Origin of the sequence: Larkinella sp. (assembly GCF_965227735.1) — a bacterium.
Taxonomy (GTDB): Bacteria; Bacteroidota; Bacteroidia; order Cytophagales; family Spirosomataceae; genus Larkinella.
Map to the genome: position 1 here is coordinate 5,196,622 of NZ_OZ245776.1, position 17,050 is coordinate 5,213,671.

The window sequence follows — 17,050 nt, forward strand, 5'->3', positions numbered from 1 at the left end:
ATTGGCCTCTTCCCGTATTCCCCATTCCCCGGACGGTGTCCGGGGCTAATGATGATGCCCCTTTGGGGCGGGGTGATCTACCCGTATTCCCCGGACGGTGTCCGGGGTTAATGATGATGCCCCTTTGGGGCGGGGTGATCTACCCGTATTCCCCGGACGATGTCCGGGGTTAATGATGGTGCCCCGTTGGGGCGGGGGGGCGGGGTGTGAAAAAAATTCGGGAAAGGATTTGTATATATTGGTTTCTTGTATATATTTACTTCGTACAAATAAATTAACATTCTATTTCTGCACAGCATGGAACCATCAGGCAATGAATTTTTGCGGGGAACCCTGAAGACAATCGTGTTGAAACTGCTGACCGAACGGGGCCGGATGTACGGATACGAAATCACGCAGTCCGTTAAAGAGCGGACGCAGGGAGAAGTTATTCTGACGTTCGGGGCGTTATACCCGGTTTTACACAAATTGCAACAGGAAGGTTTACTGATTACAGAGTCGGTGGAAGTGGACGGGCGGTTGCGCAAATATTACACACTCACCCCCAGTGGCAACGAAATGGCCCACCAGAAAGTCTCTGATTTCGAGCGATTTGTTGAAGTAATGAAAGCCCTTTTACAACCGGTGCCAGCCTTGTCGCTGGGCCACTAAAATCCGAACCGATCAGCCGCTAAACCCGATAGTCCTATGGAAAAGCTCAACCCGCAACAAGTAGAAATCCTATACCGCCATCTGGTCTGGAACGGCACTGACGAAGCGCTGTTTGAAGAACTCCTCGATCACCTGGCTTGTGAGGTCGAGCATTACATGTGGATTGGTCTGCCATTTGAAACGGCCCTGGAAAAAGTGCAGCTCGAAGCAAACGCCAAAGCCGTAAAACACCTGCGTAAAACCTACCAGATCGAGCTGACCATGAACGAGGAGCAGCTTCGGAAGGCGGATCTGGACGATATTGTGTTTCAGTTTCGCAACAAAGCATACGGCGCGTATGATTTGCGTCAGGAATACCGGAATTCCCTGCGCACGGCCCTGTTGATGACCGTCGGAATGGTCCTGATGATGATGGCTTTACTCACCACCGTGAGTACCGGAAAATGGGCGTATCTGAGCGTTTGGGGGCTGGTTTGGACCGTTGGGCTGCTCAGCTTCTCGTATGCCGTCGGCACCTGTATTCGCCAGCGAATCCAGCAGCGATACCGGATCGTCCGATAAAAGATTGTCTGGAGCGATGGTTGAAGAAATTGGAAGTGGCCGGGAAACGAGAACGTTTCACACGGTTTCCACTCCCAATCGGCATTGATTCAACGCTAGGATTAAATAAGTCGGTAATGCGTTGCCAGGTCCTTCATAACCAGGATATTGTCGACCTTGAGCTTGTCAAAAATCCGGGCTTTATGTGTGCCAACGGTCGACGTGTGAATGTTGAGTGTATCGGCAATGTGGCTGACGGATTTGCCCCTCACCAAGTGGAACGCAATTTCCAGTTCCCGGTTCGACAAGGCATCGAACGGGTCCAGTTCTTTCCTGAAGTGGTTATCATCCTGCATTTTTTCCAATAAGTCGGGGCACACACACGGTTTTCCGCACAGGATGGCGTGAACGGCTTTCCGGATTTCCGGGTCCTCGGCCTGCTTGCTGATGTATCCCTTAACGCCCAGTTGCAGATACCGCTTGGCGAATGCATATTCGGTCATGATGGTAAAGATCATAATCGGCAAGTCCGGTGCCATCGCCCGAATATTCTGGAGCAAACTGAACGTATCCGTGTTGGGCATGTTGATGTCCATAATCACCAGATGATAGGTGGTATCCATAATCTTGCCGAAAGCCGAACTGCCGTTTTTGGCTTCGTCAATCTGGATGGTGCCATACTGTTCTTTCAACAACAAACGGATGCCTGAACGGACAATGGAGTGGTCGTCTACTAATAAGATCCTGTACATAACTTTCCTGGTTTTAGCGTTAGTATTTCATCATTGACAAGCGCCCGGATTTCAATAATCCAGGGCGGTAAAAACGGAGTTGTTACTGATGTATTCGGGAATCAGACGTTTCAGGGTTCCCACCAACTGGTGATCGCTGCCGTTGAGCATCAGGTGCCGCAGTTGGCCGAGCGTCGCTTTCATTTCGTCCGCGTCAGGAATGACCACCTGCGCAATCATAATTTTTGGGTGATGGGTCGGCAGCGTGCTTTCGTTGTCATTGAGGAGTTCTTCAAACAACTTTTCGCCCGGCCGCAAACCCGTGAAGACGATTTTGATGTCTTTGTCTACGGTATAACCGGACAGGTGAATCATCTTGCGGGCCAGTTCCACGATCTTCACCGGATCGCCCATGTCGAAAACGAATACTTCCCCGCCCTTGCCCATGCCACCCGCTTCGAGCACCAACTGGCAGGCTTCCGGAATGGTCATGAAATAGCGGATGATGTCGGGATGGGTAACCGTTACGGGGCCACCCGACTGGATTTGCTGTTGAAAAACCGTTACGACTGAACCGTTGGAGCCCAGCACGTTACCAAACCGGGTGGCAATAAACCGGGTGCGACGCAGGGCTTTGTCGGGATGGTTCAGGCTCTGGACATACATTTCGGCCAGCCGTTTGGTGGCTCCCATGACGTTCGTAGGATTGACAGCCTTGTCGGTCGAAATCATGACGAACGTGCGGACGCCGAATTTCAGCGACAGATCCGCGACAATCTGCGTTCCCAGCACATTCACCCGCACGGCTTCGTACGGATGTTCTTCCATGAGCGGAACGTGCTTGTAGGCTGCCGCATGAAAGACAATTGTCGGGCGGGTTTCCCGGAAAATATGGCGCATCCGAAACTCGTCGGAAATGTCCGCAATTTTCACGATCACATTGACCTCGCTCGCCATCGCCTGGTATTCCCGGCGCAGTTTGAATTCCAGATCGAACAGGGCCGATTCCGCCTGATCGACCAGCACGACGGTGTGGGGGCGGTGGCGCAACACCTGCCGGATGAGTTCGGCACCAATCGAACCGGCGGCTCCCGTCACCATCACGACCTGGTCGCTGAGTTGTTCGCGGATGGCCCTGTTTTCCAGTTGGATGGGTGAGCGGCCGAGGAGATCCTCGATGCGGATGTCGCGGATCTGGAACGAATTCAGCCGGCCGTCGATCCATTGTTCAACCGTGGGAATGGTTTTGACCGGGACGTGGTATTGCAGGAAGAAATCGGTGATTTCCGTTTTTTTCTTCGGACTGATCGCGCCCATTGCCAGCAGAATCTGGGGCGGAATCGTTTGTTTCCGAATATAGCGTTTGTAAGCTTCCTGCCGCGAAACGACCGGCAAGCCCTGAATGACTTTGTTGATTTTGTACGGATTGTCATCAATGAAAGCCAGAACCGTATACCGTTGCGTGGGGTCCTGCGCCAGCGCGTTGCGGGTGAGCAAACCGGTTTTTCCGGCTCCGTAGATCAAAATCGGTTGCAACGGCGTGCCCCGCGTAATCGACCGCAGGTGCCAGTAAAACGCTTTGACCAGAAACCGGCTCAGCGACAGGGCTACGAGGCAGCAGCAATAATCGATCATCAGAATCGATACCGGTACGTAATATACGAGGTAACCGGCTTGCCAGCCGAAATAGGTTCCGAAGGCCGTGAGTGTGCTCCCGGCGGTAACCGCATACAACAGCAACAGGATGTCTTCCAGGCTGGTGTGGCGGATAATGCCCTGGTGGGAGCGGAACAGCACAAAAAACAGAGACCGGATGCCGACCGTGAAACCCAGGCAGTACAGGAAGTAATCGGCATAAATGGCCGTTACTTCAAAATTAAACCGCAGCAAAAAGGCAATCGCGAACGAACCGATGGAAATACAAACATCGGCCAGCAGTACGAAATAGCTGGAGACAATGCGGTTTGAATGGATTTTTAAATAGTGCTCTATCATCACTTTATAATCTAGGATGAGGGATTATCGACTCAGATGATTGGCAATACAGAGCCAGGTACCGCCGTTTTCAGGACGGCGGTAACGAATAAGTCCGTGTTTTCAGATCAGTTTGTTCAGCCGGTTACTGAACCGCCACTTTGACGAACTTCGGCTGCACCAGCGACGGGTTTTGCAACGAGATCACGTACAGACCACTGTGCAGCGACACGCCCTGAAATTGCACGGTATTCCGCCCTTTTTCCAGCAAAATCGATTGTTTGCCGACGGTTCGGCCCATGTTGTCGACCAGAACCAGCTTCGCTTCCCGGGAGAGATTTTCGTCGCCGTAATCGACATACGCTTTGATGGTGCCGTTGGTAACCGGGTTAGTCGACAGTTTCAATTCGATGCCCACGTAACCCTCAAACGTCAGTGCGCGCAGGAAGCTGAATTCGTATTTTCCGTCCGTATCCACCTGCCGCAAGCGGTAATAATGAACCACCGAGGGGTCGGGATATTCCTGCGTGAAGCGGTAATTCTGGGTTTGATACGTTGTTCCGTGGCCGTTTACCTTTCCCAGCACCTCAAAATCGCGGGCATTGGTCGAATGCTGCACTTCAAAAAAAGCGTTGTTTTTCTCGGAAGAGGTGGACCATTCCAGAACCGCGTGTTGGTTGACGGCTTTCACGTTGAACGACGAAAGCGTAACGGGCAGCGCCGAGGTACCGACGGACGTCACCCGATTGCTGGTGTTGTTGTTCGTAATGTTTTCGGAGAGATCCGTCGGTTCTACCAGTGAAGCCGTAGACGTAATGGTCGTTTCATTAATGGTTTGAACCGCTATTACGTTGATATCCAGAATGATGGGTGAGCCTGCTTCCGTAATGGGAATATTGTTGATCAAATACACGCTGGTTGTACTGGTATTTTCGGGGACCACTGTAAAACCGGGAATAGATGAAGCCGACACGTAGTTGACATACTGGTTGAGCGTGATCACAACCGACATTTGCCCCGCCGGGATCGGAGCGGGGTTGTTGTTGCCGACCGTCACCCGCACCACCCCGGGATGGTTGGGGCCGGCAAAAGTTGACGTATTGTCGTCCGAAATAACATCGGTGGGAGTTGCATAAACGTCAATCACCTGCGCCTGGCTCTGATGCGAAAGCTGGATGATGGACAGAAAGATGAACATGATAAGTAGTTGCTTTTTCATGGAATATGTGTTGGTTTCGTGGAAGAGATGAAAGTCTGGGGAGCCAGGCTCCCCAGACGGTTGATTTAGAAGGTAATGTTGACGGCCGTAACCGCGGTATTGTTTTCGTTGTTGACCTCACCGCCCGACCCGCTCTGGATGCGGGTATTGACCAGGCTGGCGCCCGAGTTGGCTCCTGCGGTCAGGGTCAGCGTCAACCCGATGCTTTTCGCATTGGCGGCCAATCCCGCGATGGTGACGCCCGGTTTCGAAACCAGTCTGAAGAAGCTTCCCGAATCGGTGAGGGTCCAGTCGTCACCGGCAGAGCCCGAAAACGCAACCGTCATATACTGGGTCGGTTTGGTCACCGTCACCGTAATCGTTCCGTTGGAAACTGAGTTGGCCGGAATGTTCCGTACTGTGATGGTCAGACTGCGCGACTGGCCGACGGCCGTGAAGCCCGCATTCGGCATCAGATTCGTCGGGGTCAAATCCACGTTCGGATCGGTATAATCCGGATTGTTGTCTGTATCACCGTCGGGCAGCGTCGGGCTGTTGGCATCGCCGTACGCATTCTGCGCCCCATCGACCGACTGCGGAATACCGTCGTTATCCGGTTCATCGGCATTGTCGATAATGCCATCGCCGTTGGTATCTAATGTGGCCGGGTTCGGAATCCCGCTTTCGTAGAGATCCTTGATGCCGTCATTGTCACTGTCCAGATCCAGGTAGTTCGGGGTGCCGTCGTTATCGGCGTCGGGCGGTGTCAGACCACTGCCTGCCGAAGCCGGAATGCCCGTTGAACCCGGAGTGCCATCGGCAATGCCGTTGTTGTCGGCGTCGGTGCCACCGCCTTCAATCACATCGTTGATGCCGTCGTTGTCACTGTCGAGGTCGATGTAATTCGGTTTGCCATCGCTGGTGCCGCCCGAGTTGGTGTCGCTGTTGGTGGGGTTCGTTCCGTCCGCTCCGCGTTCCACCGAATCCAGAATGCCGTCGTTATCACTGTCAAGGTCGCGGTAATTGGGATTGGAATCACCGTCCGTGTTCGGTAGGGTTGGGCTGTTGGCGTCGCCATAGCTACCGGTTGCTCCGTCGACCGGGGTTGGAATGCCGTCGTTATCGGTTTCGGAAGCATCGTCGATGATGCCATCTTTGTTGGTATCGAGCGTACCCGGACTCGGAATGCCGCTTTCGTAGAGGTCCGGTATTCCATCCCCATCGCTGTCGACATCCTGGAAGTCCGGTTTGGCATCACCGTCGGTATTCGGTGGTGTCAGGCCACTGCCTGCCGAAGCCGGAATGCCCGTTGCCCCTGGCGCGCCGTCGGCAATGCCATTGTTGTCGGCATCGGTGCCGTTGCCTTCCACCACGTCGTTGATGCCGTCGTTATCAGCGTCCAGGTCGATGTAATCCGGGCGGCCGTCGGGGTTACTGCCGGTATTGGTATCGCTGTTGGTTGGGTTGTTGCCGTCTGAACCCTTCTCCGTCGTGTCCAGAATACCGTCGTTGTCACTGTCCAGGTCAAGGTAGTCGGGCAGCGCATCGCCGTCCGTGTTACGGGGCGTATCGCCGTTGGGTCCCGCTTCCACGGAATCCGGAATCCCGTCGTTATCGCTGTCGGGATCGCGGTAGTCGGGAACATCCGTACCGTCCGTATTGGAGGGATTGTTGCCATCCGGCCCTTTTTCTACGGAATCCGGGATCGTATCGTTATCGCTGTCCAGATCGTGGTAATCTTCAGACCCGTCCCCGTCCGTATCGCGTGGTGTTCCGGGTGTCGGATTTTCGACCGTGTCGGGAATGCCGTCGTTGTCGTCATCGGGATCGCAGGTGTCGGGAATGCCGTCGCCGTCGAAATCGAGGAGATCATTGCCGGTTCCGGTGCCGCAGACATCGTTGCAATCGGGGATGCCGTCCCCGTCGGCATCTTCGATGACAAAAGCATCGTAAATCCGGTATTCACCGAGCAAACCGACTACGCTGCCAATGTCGATCTGTACCATGTCAAAAGCGACACTGGGCGTAAACCCTACGACGGATTGCTTGGAGCCGCCGGAGAGAAGCGCAGCCCCCAGTAAGTTGGCCGAGGTCGAGGTCTCCACGGGGGTTGCATTGCCGTCTTTGTAAACCCGGATTGTAATGCCGTTGAGTAAGCCTAAATCGACCAGGCCGGTTTCGGTGGAAATGTGAAATCCGACGAACGTCTTGCCCGCCGTAAAGTCCGTGCCGTCATTCTTGACGGTGATTCGGGCGCCAGCTCCTACCGAAATGCCGGTATTATAGGTTGCATAATCACCCAGGGTCGTGTTGGTAACCCGGCCGGTGTTTGTCAGACTTGAACCCAAAGAAAGGATTCCGTAGAGTTCCGTAAATGAATTGGTACATAAAAATCCGCAACTCGTGTTTTCCTGAATGGTACCGCTGTATTTACCGGTGCTGTTTGCATCCAGCGCCTTCTCACAATTGGTACAACCGGATGCCTCCACAAAAGCACCATACAGCCGGATAGGCCCGATGACGGTTGCCAGTGAATTAACTTTGATTCGCACTTCGTTGAATGGTAACGAGGTAACAAACCCCAGTTTCTGTTTGGGAATGGTCGTGTTAACGCCCAGTAGTGACAAATTAAGCACATTGGTAGGATCGCCCGGTGATTTGGCTTCCTGTAAGGTTCCAAATAAATACGTCTCAATCGTAATGGTATTGAGCGCATCGGCAGACAGAAGCGCATTGGCCGCTTCTTTGGAAATGACAAAACCCGCCCGTTGACCGCTGGCGTACACTTTTTTGGTGTCGATGACGCCTACGGATGCCGTTGGCGCGGCTCCGGCCACAACGGAAAGGGTCGCGTAGTCGGCGTTATTGCCGTTAATCAGGTTGGTCCGGTCGGTCAGCGAACAGCCTACGCAGGTTACCGAACCGTAGTAGGTAGCATCCGTGCCCAGGCCACTGATGTAATCACCACAGACAGTAGTAGACACCGGCGATGAGCAGGTGGTCGGGAAGGCTACGGCGGCAAAAATTCGCAGGTTGCTGAATACTTCGGCACTTAACAAACTGGTATTCAGACGCACTTCGTCAAATTCCTGGTTCGTTGTGAATGTCGCGTACATTTTCTCCGTACTCCCCAGCGCGGAGCCTGACACCAGCGCACTGAGCGGTTGTGCCGTCGAAACGGGATTGCCGTTCAGGTAGGTTCGGATGGTTACGCTGCTCAGAACCGACACATCGACCAGCGCACTGCGCGACAGGATAAAACCGACCACATTGCTCCCGGTATAGGAACCGTTGGTTTTTTTCACCGAAATCCCCTGCGCAATCTGAGCCGCAATGGTCGTGTTGATATTGGCAAAGGTTTCGAGGCTGTTATCGGTTATTTTTTGCAGTTCATTGTAGGTGCCCGTTCCCAGGCAGAGCGGGCCGGCGCAAACCGTTGCACTGATCACCCCGCCCACCTGCACCGCCGTCCCGGAAATGGGGGCATAGCACGACTGCGCATGTGCGGGATGTATACTGACCAGCATACCCATTATGGCCAGCAAACACACCAGACGATACCGCTGTCGGGAAAGCCGGTTTTTAATTCGCCCGGTTAAACAGTAATGTGGAGTCATAGCGAATTGGTTTTTAAATGGATGGATTGTTAGTTAAAAATTTTATTTTAGGCATAAATGGATCACCAACAGCTATTTTTTATAAAAATTAGCTGTTCAGTTCTGTAGCTTAACGGGCATACTTTTCCCCAGTAGAAATTCATGTTTTTTGAATTTCATGGCGAGAAGCTACGGTAAGTACATGTTACTTAAAACCGTTATTACCTGTCCCTGATGATTGATTGTATAGAAAATCAATTCTGGTTATCGTGTCGAAAACCAGACAAGAATAGCGCATAAGCCTGGAGGTTGCTCGCGTTTGTATTCTTGACAGCAGGATGATTGAAGATTAAATGCGAGTTACAGAATTAAGCACACGAAGGCAAAGGTCGCTTAATCCGGCCGTTTCCAACTCTGACATCTAAGTGGGTAACTCTTTGTTTTTTGCAATCACAACAGCATTTGGAGGTGAATGCTGGTTTACTTCACAGTTAATTTGCCCATCCTGGAGGGAGTGGAGCAAAGGAATTGTTTGAGAATACCTGGCTATGGAGGTTTGGGCCAGGACTAGTTGCTTGTTTTAAAAAAGCTATTTTTTTTCATAGTATGTTTCACAACAAGGAAAGACAGAGAATTTGTATGCGCAACTTTAAACTGTTTTTTTACAAATGTCAAATTTTAAATACGATTTTATCTGTCTATTTATTATACGGTATATTGTAAAATTTTAAATTAATAGATTCAAAATTTTAAATAAATTGACAGTTAATCGTATTTAATAAATAGCAAAAATTTTGCCATTTTAATCTATTTTTTTAATTTTTTTGTCTGATAAATCATTTAACAATTCAATTTAACAAGATAGGCTGCTGCCTCATTTACGCAACCAATGTACTTGTAAACAAGACATTCCATATTATTTTCCGGAGCCACTCGCAGGTAAATTGTATTTTCTGAATTTATCATCTTATGAATAGCCGCGCTATGGGTTTATTCTGCCCGTTATTCTGCCATCCATAGCTTAAAGATAGCTTGAGCCGTGACTTTCTTTGGGGACCCGCCTGTAGAGATAGATAGAACTATTTTGAGATACAATTTGGGCTTTTTTACGATAGCCAATCTGCAAAATAGATTGAGAACCACTCGGTTCAAAGTGCCGCCCCTGACTACATCCCGCCCCTGGCGACGGAACCTGCGCCGAAAAAAAGTTTTTTTCGGCGCAGGTTGCAAAAAATGGCATGGGTTTATGGGACCGGGTTTTGTCAAAAAAATGGATGGGAAGGCGCTAACGTCCGGGGTGTACGTAAAATGGTTTACTTCCCAATACAAAACTTACTGAAAATCGTCGCCAGCAGGTCGTCCGTCGTGATTTCCCCCGTCAACTCGCCCAGGTGGTGCAGGGCATCGCGGAGTTCGATGGCGATCCAGTCCTGCGTCGTTCCGGCATCCAGGCCGTCGAGGACGCGGATGAGGGCTGCGTCGGTTTGGGTCAGGTGTTCGTAGTGGCGCACATTCGTGACGACGGTGCTGCCGGGAATGGCATTCGTTTTTACAAAACCGACCAATCGCTGCGCCATTTCGTCCAGGTTCTTGCCGGTATTGGCCTGAATCGGCACCAGCTCCGGCCCGAACGAATCCCGCCAGTGGCTGATTTCAGCGTCCGCCAGCTTATCCATCTTGTTGGCGACGAGCAGATACGGCACCGTCCGGTTTTTCAACTCCGCTTCAATGCCAGCAATTTGGGCCAGCGTGGTTTCGGCCGCGTCGAAGAGGTAAATGATGATGGCGGCTTTGTCTAACTGTTGCCGGGTGCGTTCCACGCCAATGGCCTCGATGGTGTCGGTGGCTTCGCGGAGTCCGGCGGTGTCGATGAGCCGGAAGCGAATGCCGTCGAGAAATAACTCATCCTCGATTACATCGCGCGTGGTGCCGGGAATGTCCGAAACAATGGCTTTTTCCTCGTTCAAAAGCGCATTCAGCAGGGTCGATTTGCCAGCATTCGGCTTGCCGGCAATCACCGTCGCCACGCCGTTTTTGATGGCATTGCCGACCGAAAACGAGTCGATCAGTGGCCGCAGCACGCGCTGAATCGCCAACACGAGCTTTCGCAGATCGTCGCGTTGGGCAAACTCCACATCCTCTTCGCCAAAATCCAGTTCGAGTTCAATCAGGGCCGCAAATTCGATCAGTTGCTGGCGGAGTGCCTTGAGTTGTTTCGAAAAACCGCCCCGGAGTTGGGTCAGGGCCGCCCGGTGGGTGGCTTCGGAGTCGGCGGCAATGAGGTCGGCGACGGCTTCGGCCTGCACCAGGTCAAACTGGCCGTTCAGAAAAGCCCGTTGCGTAAATTCGCCCGGCTGCGCCATCCGAACGCCTTCTTTCAGCAACAGCCGCAGAATTTGCCGGATCACATACTCCGAACCGTGGCACGAAATTTCGACCACATCTTCCTTCGTAAACGAGGACGGACTGCGGAAAATAGTGACCAGCACCTCGTCGATGATCGCGTTTTGCTGATCCCGGATGGTGCCGAAATGAACGGTATGGGAAGCTTGCTGATTCAGGTCTTTGCCGCGAAAAATCCGGTTGGTCACCGCAATGGCGTTGTCGCCCGACACCCGAATAACGGCAATGGCACCTATGCCCGGCGCCGTCGCCAGAGCCGCAATCGGTTCCTGTTGTAAAATATCCATCAAAAGCTTGATAACACTGATCAACTCCGATTTTTCTCTGATCAACTCTGATTAACAGTTGCGCTATTACACAGAGAGAATCAGAGTTGATCAGAGGGTATTGCGTAATAAATTTGGAAAAATGGGCAGCGAAGTTGCCAGCCCGACCAGCCGTTTCTCCAGCGGCACCGCCGGAAGATTCAGCAAATCGGCCAGTTCGTCGCCGAGGAAGAAACGCATTTGGGCCGCCGGGAGGTTCCGCAGGGCGGGTGGTGCCAGGTTTTCGAGAGCCTGAAGCAGCGACCGCGTCAGGCCGGTTCCCTGCTCCGAAGTCCGAAACTGCCGCCGGGCAATTGTGCGTTCGAGGTGAAAGGCTTCGCGCAGGTTCCGGGGTAACAGCTCGTCCGCAACGCCCAGCAGCGAACCGGCCACATTGATCTGGTGCAGGTAAGCGTCTTCTTCTTCGGGCGTCATCGGAATTCCGGCTTTTCGCAGCCCCCGAATCACAATGTATGAGAAGGCCAGGTTGGTAGCCGCCATGTCTTCCTGATTAATCGGATAGCCCCAGGCCAGATCCCATTGCCCGCCGTGCAGCGTAAACCAGCGGATCGATGCGTGCAGCAGGCGGATTTTCAGGGTTCGGCGAAGGGCCTTCCCGCTCTCCCAGTCGCGGGGCTTCATGATCCCGAACACCCATTCGCCGGTTTCTTCCAGCCGCTTCCGGGTGTCGTTGTGAATCCGCTGCGAGAGCCAGAGCACCCGTGCGCCATCGGCTCCGGCGTAGCAATACGGCAGGGAATAACACCCCAGGGTCAAACCCACGGCGACTTCGTTTTTTTTGAAAAACCGCATGGCAAGGTCCATCTTCCGGCGGTCGGCCCAATCGGGGAGGTGGGCCTGGGTCGTCATAAAGGCCTGAACGACTGAGGGCTGATCAAGGCCGTCGAAGTCGGCGGTATTGCCGAGCCAGCGCATTAGTAAACCGACACTTTCGCGGCCACTTTGAGCCGCCACCGAGGCAATAACGGCATCAGCCGCCGGATCACCCTGTTGCCGGTATTGGTCCAGCATTTCGTCCGGAAAAATGCGTTGAAGCGTGACGGTTTTCAGCATGGTTAGCAGGTACCCACGTTAAAGTGTATCCCTCCGGGCGGTATCGACCGGTGCGGGCAACGCTTGTGGTGTGGGCGGTGTCGACGGAGCCGGTTGATTCGGATACGCCGGTTGGCCCGGCACGCCGTAGCGGTATTGGGGTTCCACGATTTCAACACCGGTTACAAAGTATTTGGTTTCGCCGTTCCAGGGAAGTTTGACCAGCTTTTCTTCATAGTGCAACGTCACACGCTCACCGGTTTTAACGGCCTGGTTGATTTTCTGGGCCACGGAATCGTCTTTCACCGAGAAATCGAAGTATTGTGGAGTCAGTGAACCGGTTTCGCCCGAAAAACCGCCGACGTTCAAAACGCCTTCCCAGGTCTTGAAAACATACCCCCGGCGACTGTATTTGGAAATGGTTCCGGCCCGTTCGCCGTCGCTGTAACTCCAGGCGGTCAGGTAATAAAATATGCCAAATACAAGAAGTAGAAAAACCAGGGGAATCAGAATGCGTCTCATTGGATAATGCTCAGGTTTGATACGTTATGCATACAAATGAATGGGTTTTGGGCGGTAATTGCAATCCGGTTATTTGGACCGGATGGCAATGACGGGGTCCATTCGGGCGGCCACCAAAGCCGGCAAAATACCGGAAAGCGTACCAATGATGCTCGATACGCCCAGCCCCAGCATGATGTTGGCCGGCGACAGGATGATGACCAGACTGCCCAGCTTCATAAATGACAACAAATAAACGAGCAAAATGCCGACGCTGCCGCCAATTAAACTTAAAAAAACGGCTTCAAACATGAATTGAAACAAAATAAAGTAGTTTTTTGCCCCCAGCGATTTCTGGATACCAATGAGATTGGTGCGTTCCTTGACCGACACGAACATGATGTTGGCGATGCCGAACCCGCCCACCAGAATCGAAAAACTGCCGATGACCCACCCGGCTACCGTCAGAACGGCAAAAAGGCTGGAAATGGCTTTGGCGGCTGCATCGGGCCGGTTGAGCGAAAAGTTATCTTCCTGCAACGGTTTCAGTCCGCGCCGGGCGCGCATCAGCCCCCGAATTTCGCTTTCCAGTTCGAGGAGTCCTTCATCCTGATCGAACCCCTTCACGGCAATGTCGATGCTCGGATTGATGGAATGGTACATCTTGGCAAAAGCGCCAATCGGAATGATGCACTTGTTGTCGGGATTGCCACCGAAGTTGACCAGGCTTTCGCCTTTCCGTTCCTGAACGCCAATGACGACGTATTTCAATCCGTTCAGTTTGAATTCTTTGCCGACGGGAATCTGGCTCGGAAACAGGGTTTCGGCCACGTCGGCACCCACAATGGCCACGTTGCGGGCGGCATCGATTTCCTGCTGGGAAAAATACCGTCCCTGTTCAACCGGCACTTCCGAAATCTTGTTGTAATCCATCGTTGTTCCCTGAATCAGCGCCTGGATGCTGTTGTTGCCATTTTTAACCGTCACCTGGCCTTTGAAATCCATCGCCACCACGGCCTGGGCGTTTTCCAGCCGGTCAGACAAAAATTTGAATTCGTTGATCGATGGCTCGGGGCGTTGGAAATACTTCCACCACTGAAAATTGCCGTCGAAAACCCAGGGCCATTTCTGGACGTACAGCACCTTGTCGCCAATGCCCGACAGGCTTTCCTTGATGTTCCGTTCGAGCGAGTCCACAATGGTGAAAACCGCAATGATGGCAAAAATGCCGATGGTCACGCCCAGCAGCGAGAGCGTGGTCCTGAGGAGGTTCGAGCGCAGGGCCTGCCACGCGAACCGGAAGCTTTCGTACGTCTGACGGATGAATTTCAAGGGATTGACGGTTTACAGGAGATTAAAGGTATCAGACCATTCGGAATCTACCAAACGATTTGAATGCGAAGGTCGTATCGGCGGATGTTTGGTTAGATTTTGTAGTTTAGTGGTTTACGAATTCCCGAATTATGAAAAATAAAATTCTATCTATCAATAATACCATAATCCTGGCTTTGGTTGTTCTGAGTGCCTGCCGAACGGGTTCAAAGACGCCAGGCGTTCGTCAGAGTTCCGGTGTCTATCAGTACGATAACGAAAAAAAAACAACCGTTCAGCGCAAATCCGGACCGTATTATTCGGACCGACAAGCGGTTACCGGCAGGAATGGAATGGTCGCATCGGCACACCCGGTAGCCTCGCGGGTGGGTGTCGACATCCTGAAAGCGGGTGGCAATGCGGTCGACGCGGCCGTGGCGGTCCAGTTTGCGCTGGCGGTTGTTTATCCCGGAGCAGGGAACATTGGCGGGGGCGGTTTTATGGTTTTTCGGGACAAAGCCGGACTGGCCTACACGCTTGATTTCCGTGAAAAAGGCCCCGAAAAAGCCCACAAGGACATGTACCTGGATTCGGCGCAAAACGTCATTCCCCGGCTTAGCATCACGGGCCACCTGGCCAGCGGAGTGCCGGGCTCGGTTGCGGGCATGGTGGAAGCACACCGGCGGTTTGGCAAACTGACGTGGGCGCAGGTGCTGCAACCCGCCATCGAACTGGCCGAAAAAGGCGTGACCCTGACCGAGCGCGAAGCCCTGGGCCTGAACCGCACCAAAAAGTCGTTTTTGCAGGTGAACCCGGACAAACGGTATTTTATGAAAGCCGACACGACGGACTGGAAAACCGGTGAGTTGCTGATTCAGAAGGATCTGGCGCAAACGCTGCGACGGATTCAGCAGGAAAGACGTGCCGGTTTTTATGAAGGCGAAACCGCCCGGTTGCTGGTGGCCGAAATGCAGCGGGGGGGCGGCATCATCACAGAAAACGATCTGAAAAGTTACCAGGCCGTCTGGCGCGATCCGCTGGTTGGCACCTTCCGAAACTACAAAATCATTACCATGCCGCCAACCTCGAGCGGGGGCGTGGCTTTGTTGCAATTGCTGCGGCTGGTAGAACCGTATCCGCTGCGTCGCTGGGGTTGGAACAGCGACTCGACGGTGCAGGTGATGATCGAAGCCGAGCGTCGGGTGTATGCCGACCGGGCCAAGTTTCTGGGCGATCCGGATTTTGTGAAAGTGCCGGTAAATCAACTCGTTGATCAAGACTATTTGAAAACCCGCTGGTCCGATTTTACCTTTGCCAAAGCAACGGATAGCAAAAACGTAAAAGGGGGCATATTGCCGGGCTACGAAAGTCTGGAAACTACCCACTTTTCGGTCGTCGATCAGGAAGGCAGTGCGGTTTCGATCACGACCACCCTCAACGGGGGCTATGGCAGCCGCGTGGTGGTGGGCGGTGCCGGTTTTCTGATGAACAACGAAATGGACGATTTCAGCGTGAAACCGGGCGTTCCTAATATGTTCGGCCTAATTGGGAACCAGGCCAATGCCATTGCGCCGGGCAAGCGAATGCTGTCGTCGATGACGCCGACGATTGTGGAACAGGACGGAAAATTGTATATGGTGGTAGGGACGCCGGGTGGCTCGACCATCATCACCTCGGTATATCAAACAATCCTGAATGTGCTGGAACACGGCATGACGATGCAGCAGTCGGTCAACGCCCTGAAGTTTCACCACCAGTGGTTGCCCGATAACACCATTTTTGAAAATGGCGCTTTTTCGGAGGAAACGATTCAGAAACTGCAAGCGTGGGGGTATAAGCTCGAACAACTGACCAATTCGCTGGGTCGCATGGATTGCATTCTGCTCCGGCCCGACGGCACGCTCGAAGGTGCTTCGGACCCCCGGGCAGATAATACGTCGGTGGGGTATTAAAAAAAATAAACCTTGTGAGCCGAAAAGCGGTTTTCACCAAATCACCTTTAGTAAGCGACTGATTGACAATTATGAAAACGAAATTCCTTTCTCTCATTCTCCTGTGCCTTTTCACTACCAACTTGTGGGCGCAGGCTACTAAAAATGCCGCAGCGATGGCCGACGTTCGCAAGCGGCTGACGCAGATTTACGAAAAGGACCAGAAAGAGCGCGCGGCCTACGACGCCATTGAGCGGCAATACGGCTGGGGCGCGAAAGAATCGCAGGACGCCCGGCAGAAAATCAAGGACATGGACAAGGAACACCTGACCGAAGTGGAAAAAATCATTGCGCAGGTGGGCGGCTATCCCGGCAAGAGCGTGGTGGGCCAACCGCTGGACCAGGTCGCTTTTTTGATCATTCAGCACAGCGTTGACCGGGCGGTTCACGAAAAATATTTGCCGATGGTCACGGAAGCTGCGCAGAAGAATGAACTGGACAAAGCCGGGGTGGCTTTCCTGACCGACCAGGTGAAGGTTCAAAAGAAAGAAAAACAGGTGTACGGCACCCAGATTCACATCAACAATCAGGGGCAGAAAGATGTCTATCCCATTGAAGATGAAGCCAATGTTGATCAGCGCCGGAAGCAGATGGAACTGGAACCCATGGCGGCTTATCTGGCGCGGATGGGAGTGAAAAAGCAATAAAATAGAATGTAAAATATCAAATGATGAATGCTAAATGTAAAAGTCTGGCTACGCTGACTCAACACTTTTACATTTAGTATTCGTCATTTATTATTTTACATTAACAAGCTGTTTGAGTTAACCGGGGAGGGCCCTGGAAGGGCGGTCTG

12 protein-coding genes are annotated in these 17,050 nt (G+C 52.8%); 4 read left to right on the forward strand and 8 right to left on the reverse strand.

Annotated features, from left to right (window positions below):
* Window positions 1-297: 297 nt before the first annotated feature.
* Window positions 298-651: a PadR family transcriptional regulator gene (locus ACO064_RS20290; RefSeq protein WP_114405302.1), complete on the forward strand. Its 354-nt coding sequence runs from the start codon at window positions 298-300 to the stop codon at window positions 649-651.
* Between the two features lie 36 nt (window positions 652-687).
* Window positions 688-1,212: a hypothetical protein gene (locus tag ACO064_RS20295; protein WP_114405301.1), complete on the forward strand. Its 525-nt coding sequence runs from the start codon at window positions 688-690 to the stop codon at window positions 1,210-1,212.
* A 101-nt stretch (window positions 1,213-1,313) separates the two neighbouring features.
* Here the strand turns inward: ACO064_RS20295 and ACO064_RS20300 are convergent, their stop codons facing one another.
* The 8 genes from ACO064_RS20300 to ACO064_RS20335 form a co-directional block, all read right to left on the reverse strand.
* Entirely contained in the window at window positions 1,314-1,943 is a 630-nt protein-coding gene (locus ACO064_RS20300; RefSeq protein WP_421829052.1) for a response regulator, read from the reverse strand.
* A gap of 51 nt (window positions 1,944-1,994) precedes the next feature.
* Window positions 1,995-3,917: a polysaccharide biosynthesis protein gene (locus ACO064_RS20305; protein ID WP_421829053.1), complete on the reverse strand. Its 1,923-nt coding sequence runs from the start codon at window positions 3,915-3,917 to the stop codon at window positions 1,995-1,997.
* 124 nt (window positions 3,918-4,041) lie between these two features.
* The gene (locus ACO064_RS20310; protein ID WP_421829054.1) at window positions 4,042-5,115 is read right to left on the reverse strand and encodes a hypothetical protein; all 1,074 of its coding nucleotides are present in this window, start codon (window positions 5,113-5,115) and stop codon (window positions 4,042-4,044) included.
* A 65-nt stretch (window positions 5,116-5,180) separates the two neighbouring features.
* Window positions 5,181-8,711 (reverse strand): hypothetical protein, encoded by a 3,531-nt coding sequence (locus ACO064_RS20315; RefSeq protein ID WP_421829055.1) that lies wholly within the window; start codon window positions 8,709-8,711, stop codon window positions 5,181-5,183.
* 1,292 nt (window positions 8,712-10,003) lie between these two features.
* Window positions 10,004-11,380: a tRNA uridine-5-carboxymethylaminomethyl(34) synthesis GTPase MnmE gene (gene mnmE / locus ACO064_RS20320; protein ID WP_421829056.1), complete on the reverse strand. Its 1,377-nt coding sequence runs from the start codon at window positions 11,378-11,380 to the stop codon at window positions 10,004-10,006.
* A 90-nt stretch (window positions 11,381-11,470) separates the two neighbouring features.
* Window positions 11,471-12,472 (reverse strand): oxygenase MpaB family protein, encoded by a 1,002-nt coding sequence (locus tag ACO064_RS20325; RefSeq protein WP_421829057.1) that lies wholly within the window; start codon window positions 12,470-12,472, stop codon window positions 11,471-11,473.
* An 18-nt stretch (window positions 12,473-12,490) separates the two neighbouring features.
* Entirely contained in the window at window positions 12,491-12,973 is a 483-nt protein-coding gene (locus ACO064_RS20330; RefSeq protein ID WP_421829058.1) for a hypothetical protein, read from the reverse strand.
* Window positions 12,974-13,042: 69 nt separating this feature from the next.
* Window positions 13,043-14,284, reverse strand: a complete 1,242-nt coding sequence (locus ACO064_RS20335; RefSeq protein WP_421829059.1) for an ABC transporter permease — start codon at window positions 14,282-14,284, stop codon at window positions 13,043-13,045.
* 131 nt (window positions 14,285-14,415) lie between these two features.
* Here ACO064_RS20335 and ggt point away from each other — a divergent pair, with 131 nt between their 5' ends.
* A complete protein-coding gene (ggt, locus tag ACO064_RS20340; RefSeq protein ID WP_421829060.1) occupies window positions 14,416-16,215 on the forward strand; it encodes a gamma-glutamyltransferase in 1,800 nt (599 codons plus the stop codon).
* A 71-nt stretch (window positions 16,216-16,286) separates the two neighbouring features.
* Window positions 16,287-16,901 carry a DUF6624 domain-containing protein gene (locus tag ACO064_RS20345; RefSeq protein ID WP_421829061.1) on the forward strand — a complete coding sequence of 205 codons (615 nt, stop codon included), beginning with the start codon at window positions 16,287-16,289 and terminating at the stop codon, window positions 16,899-16,901.
* Window positions 16,902-17,050: the final 149 nt, after the last annotated feature.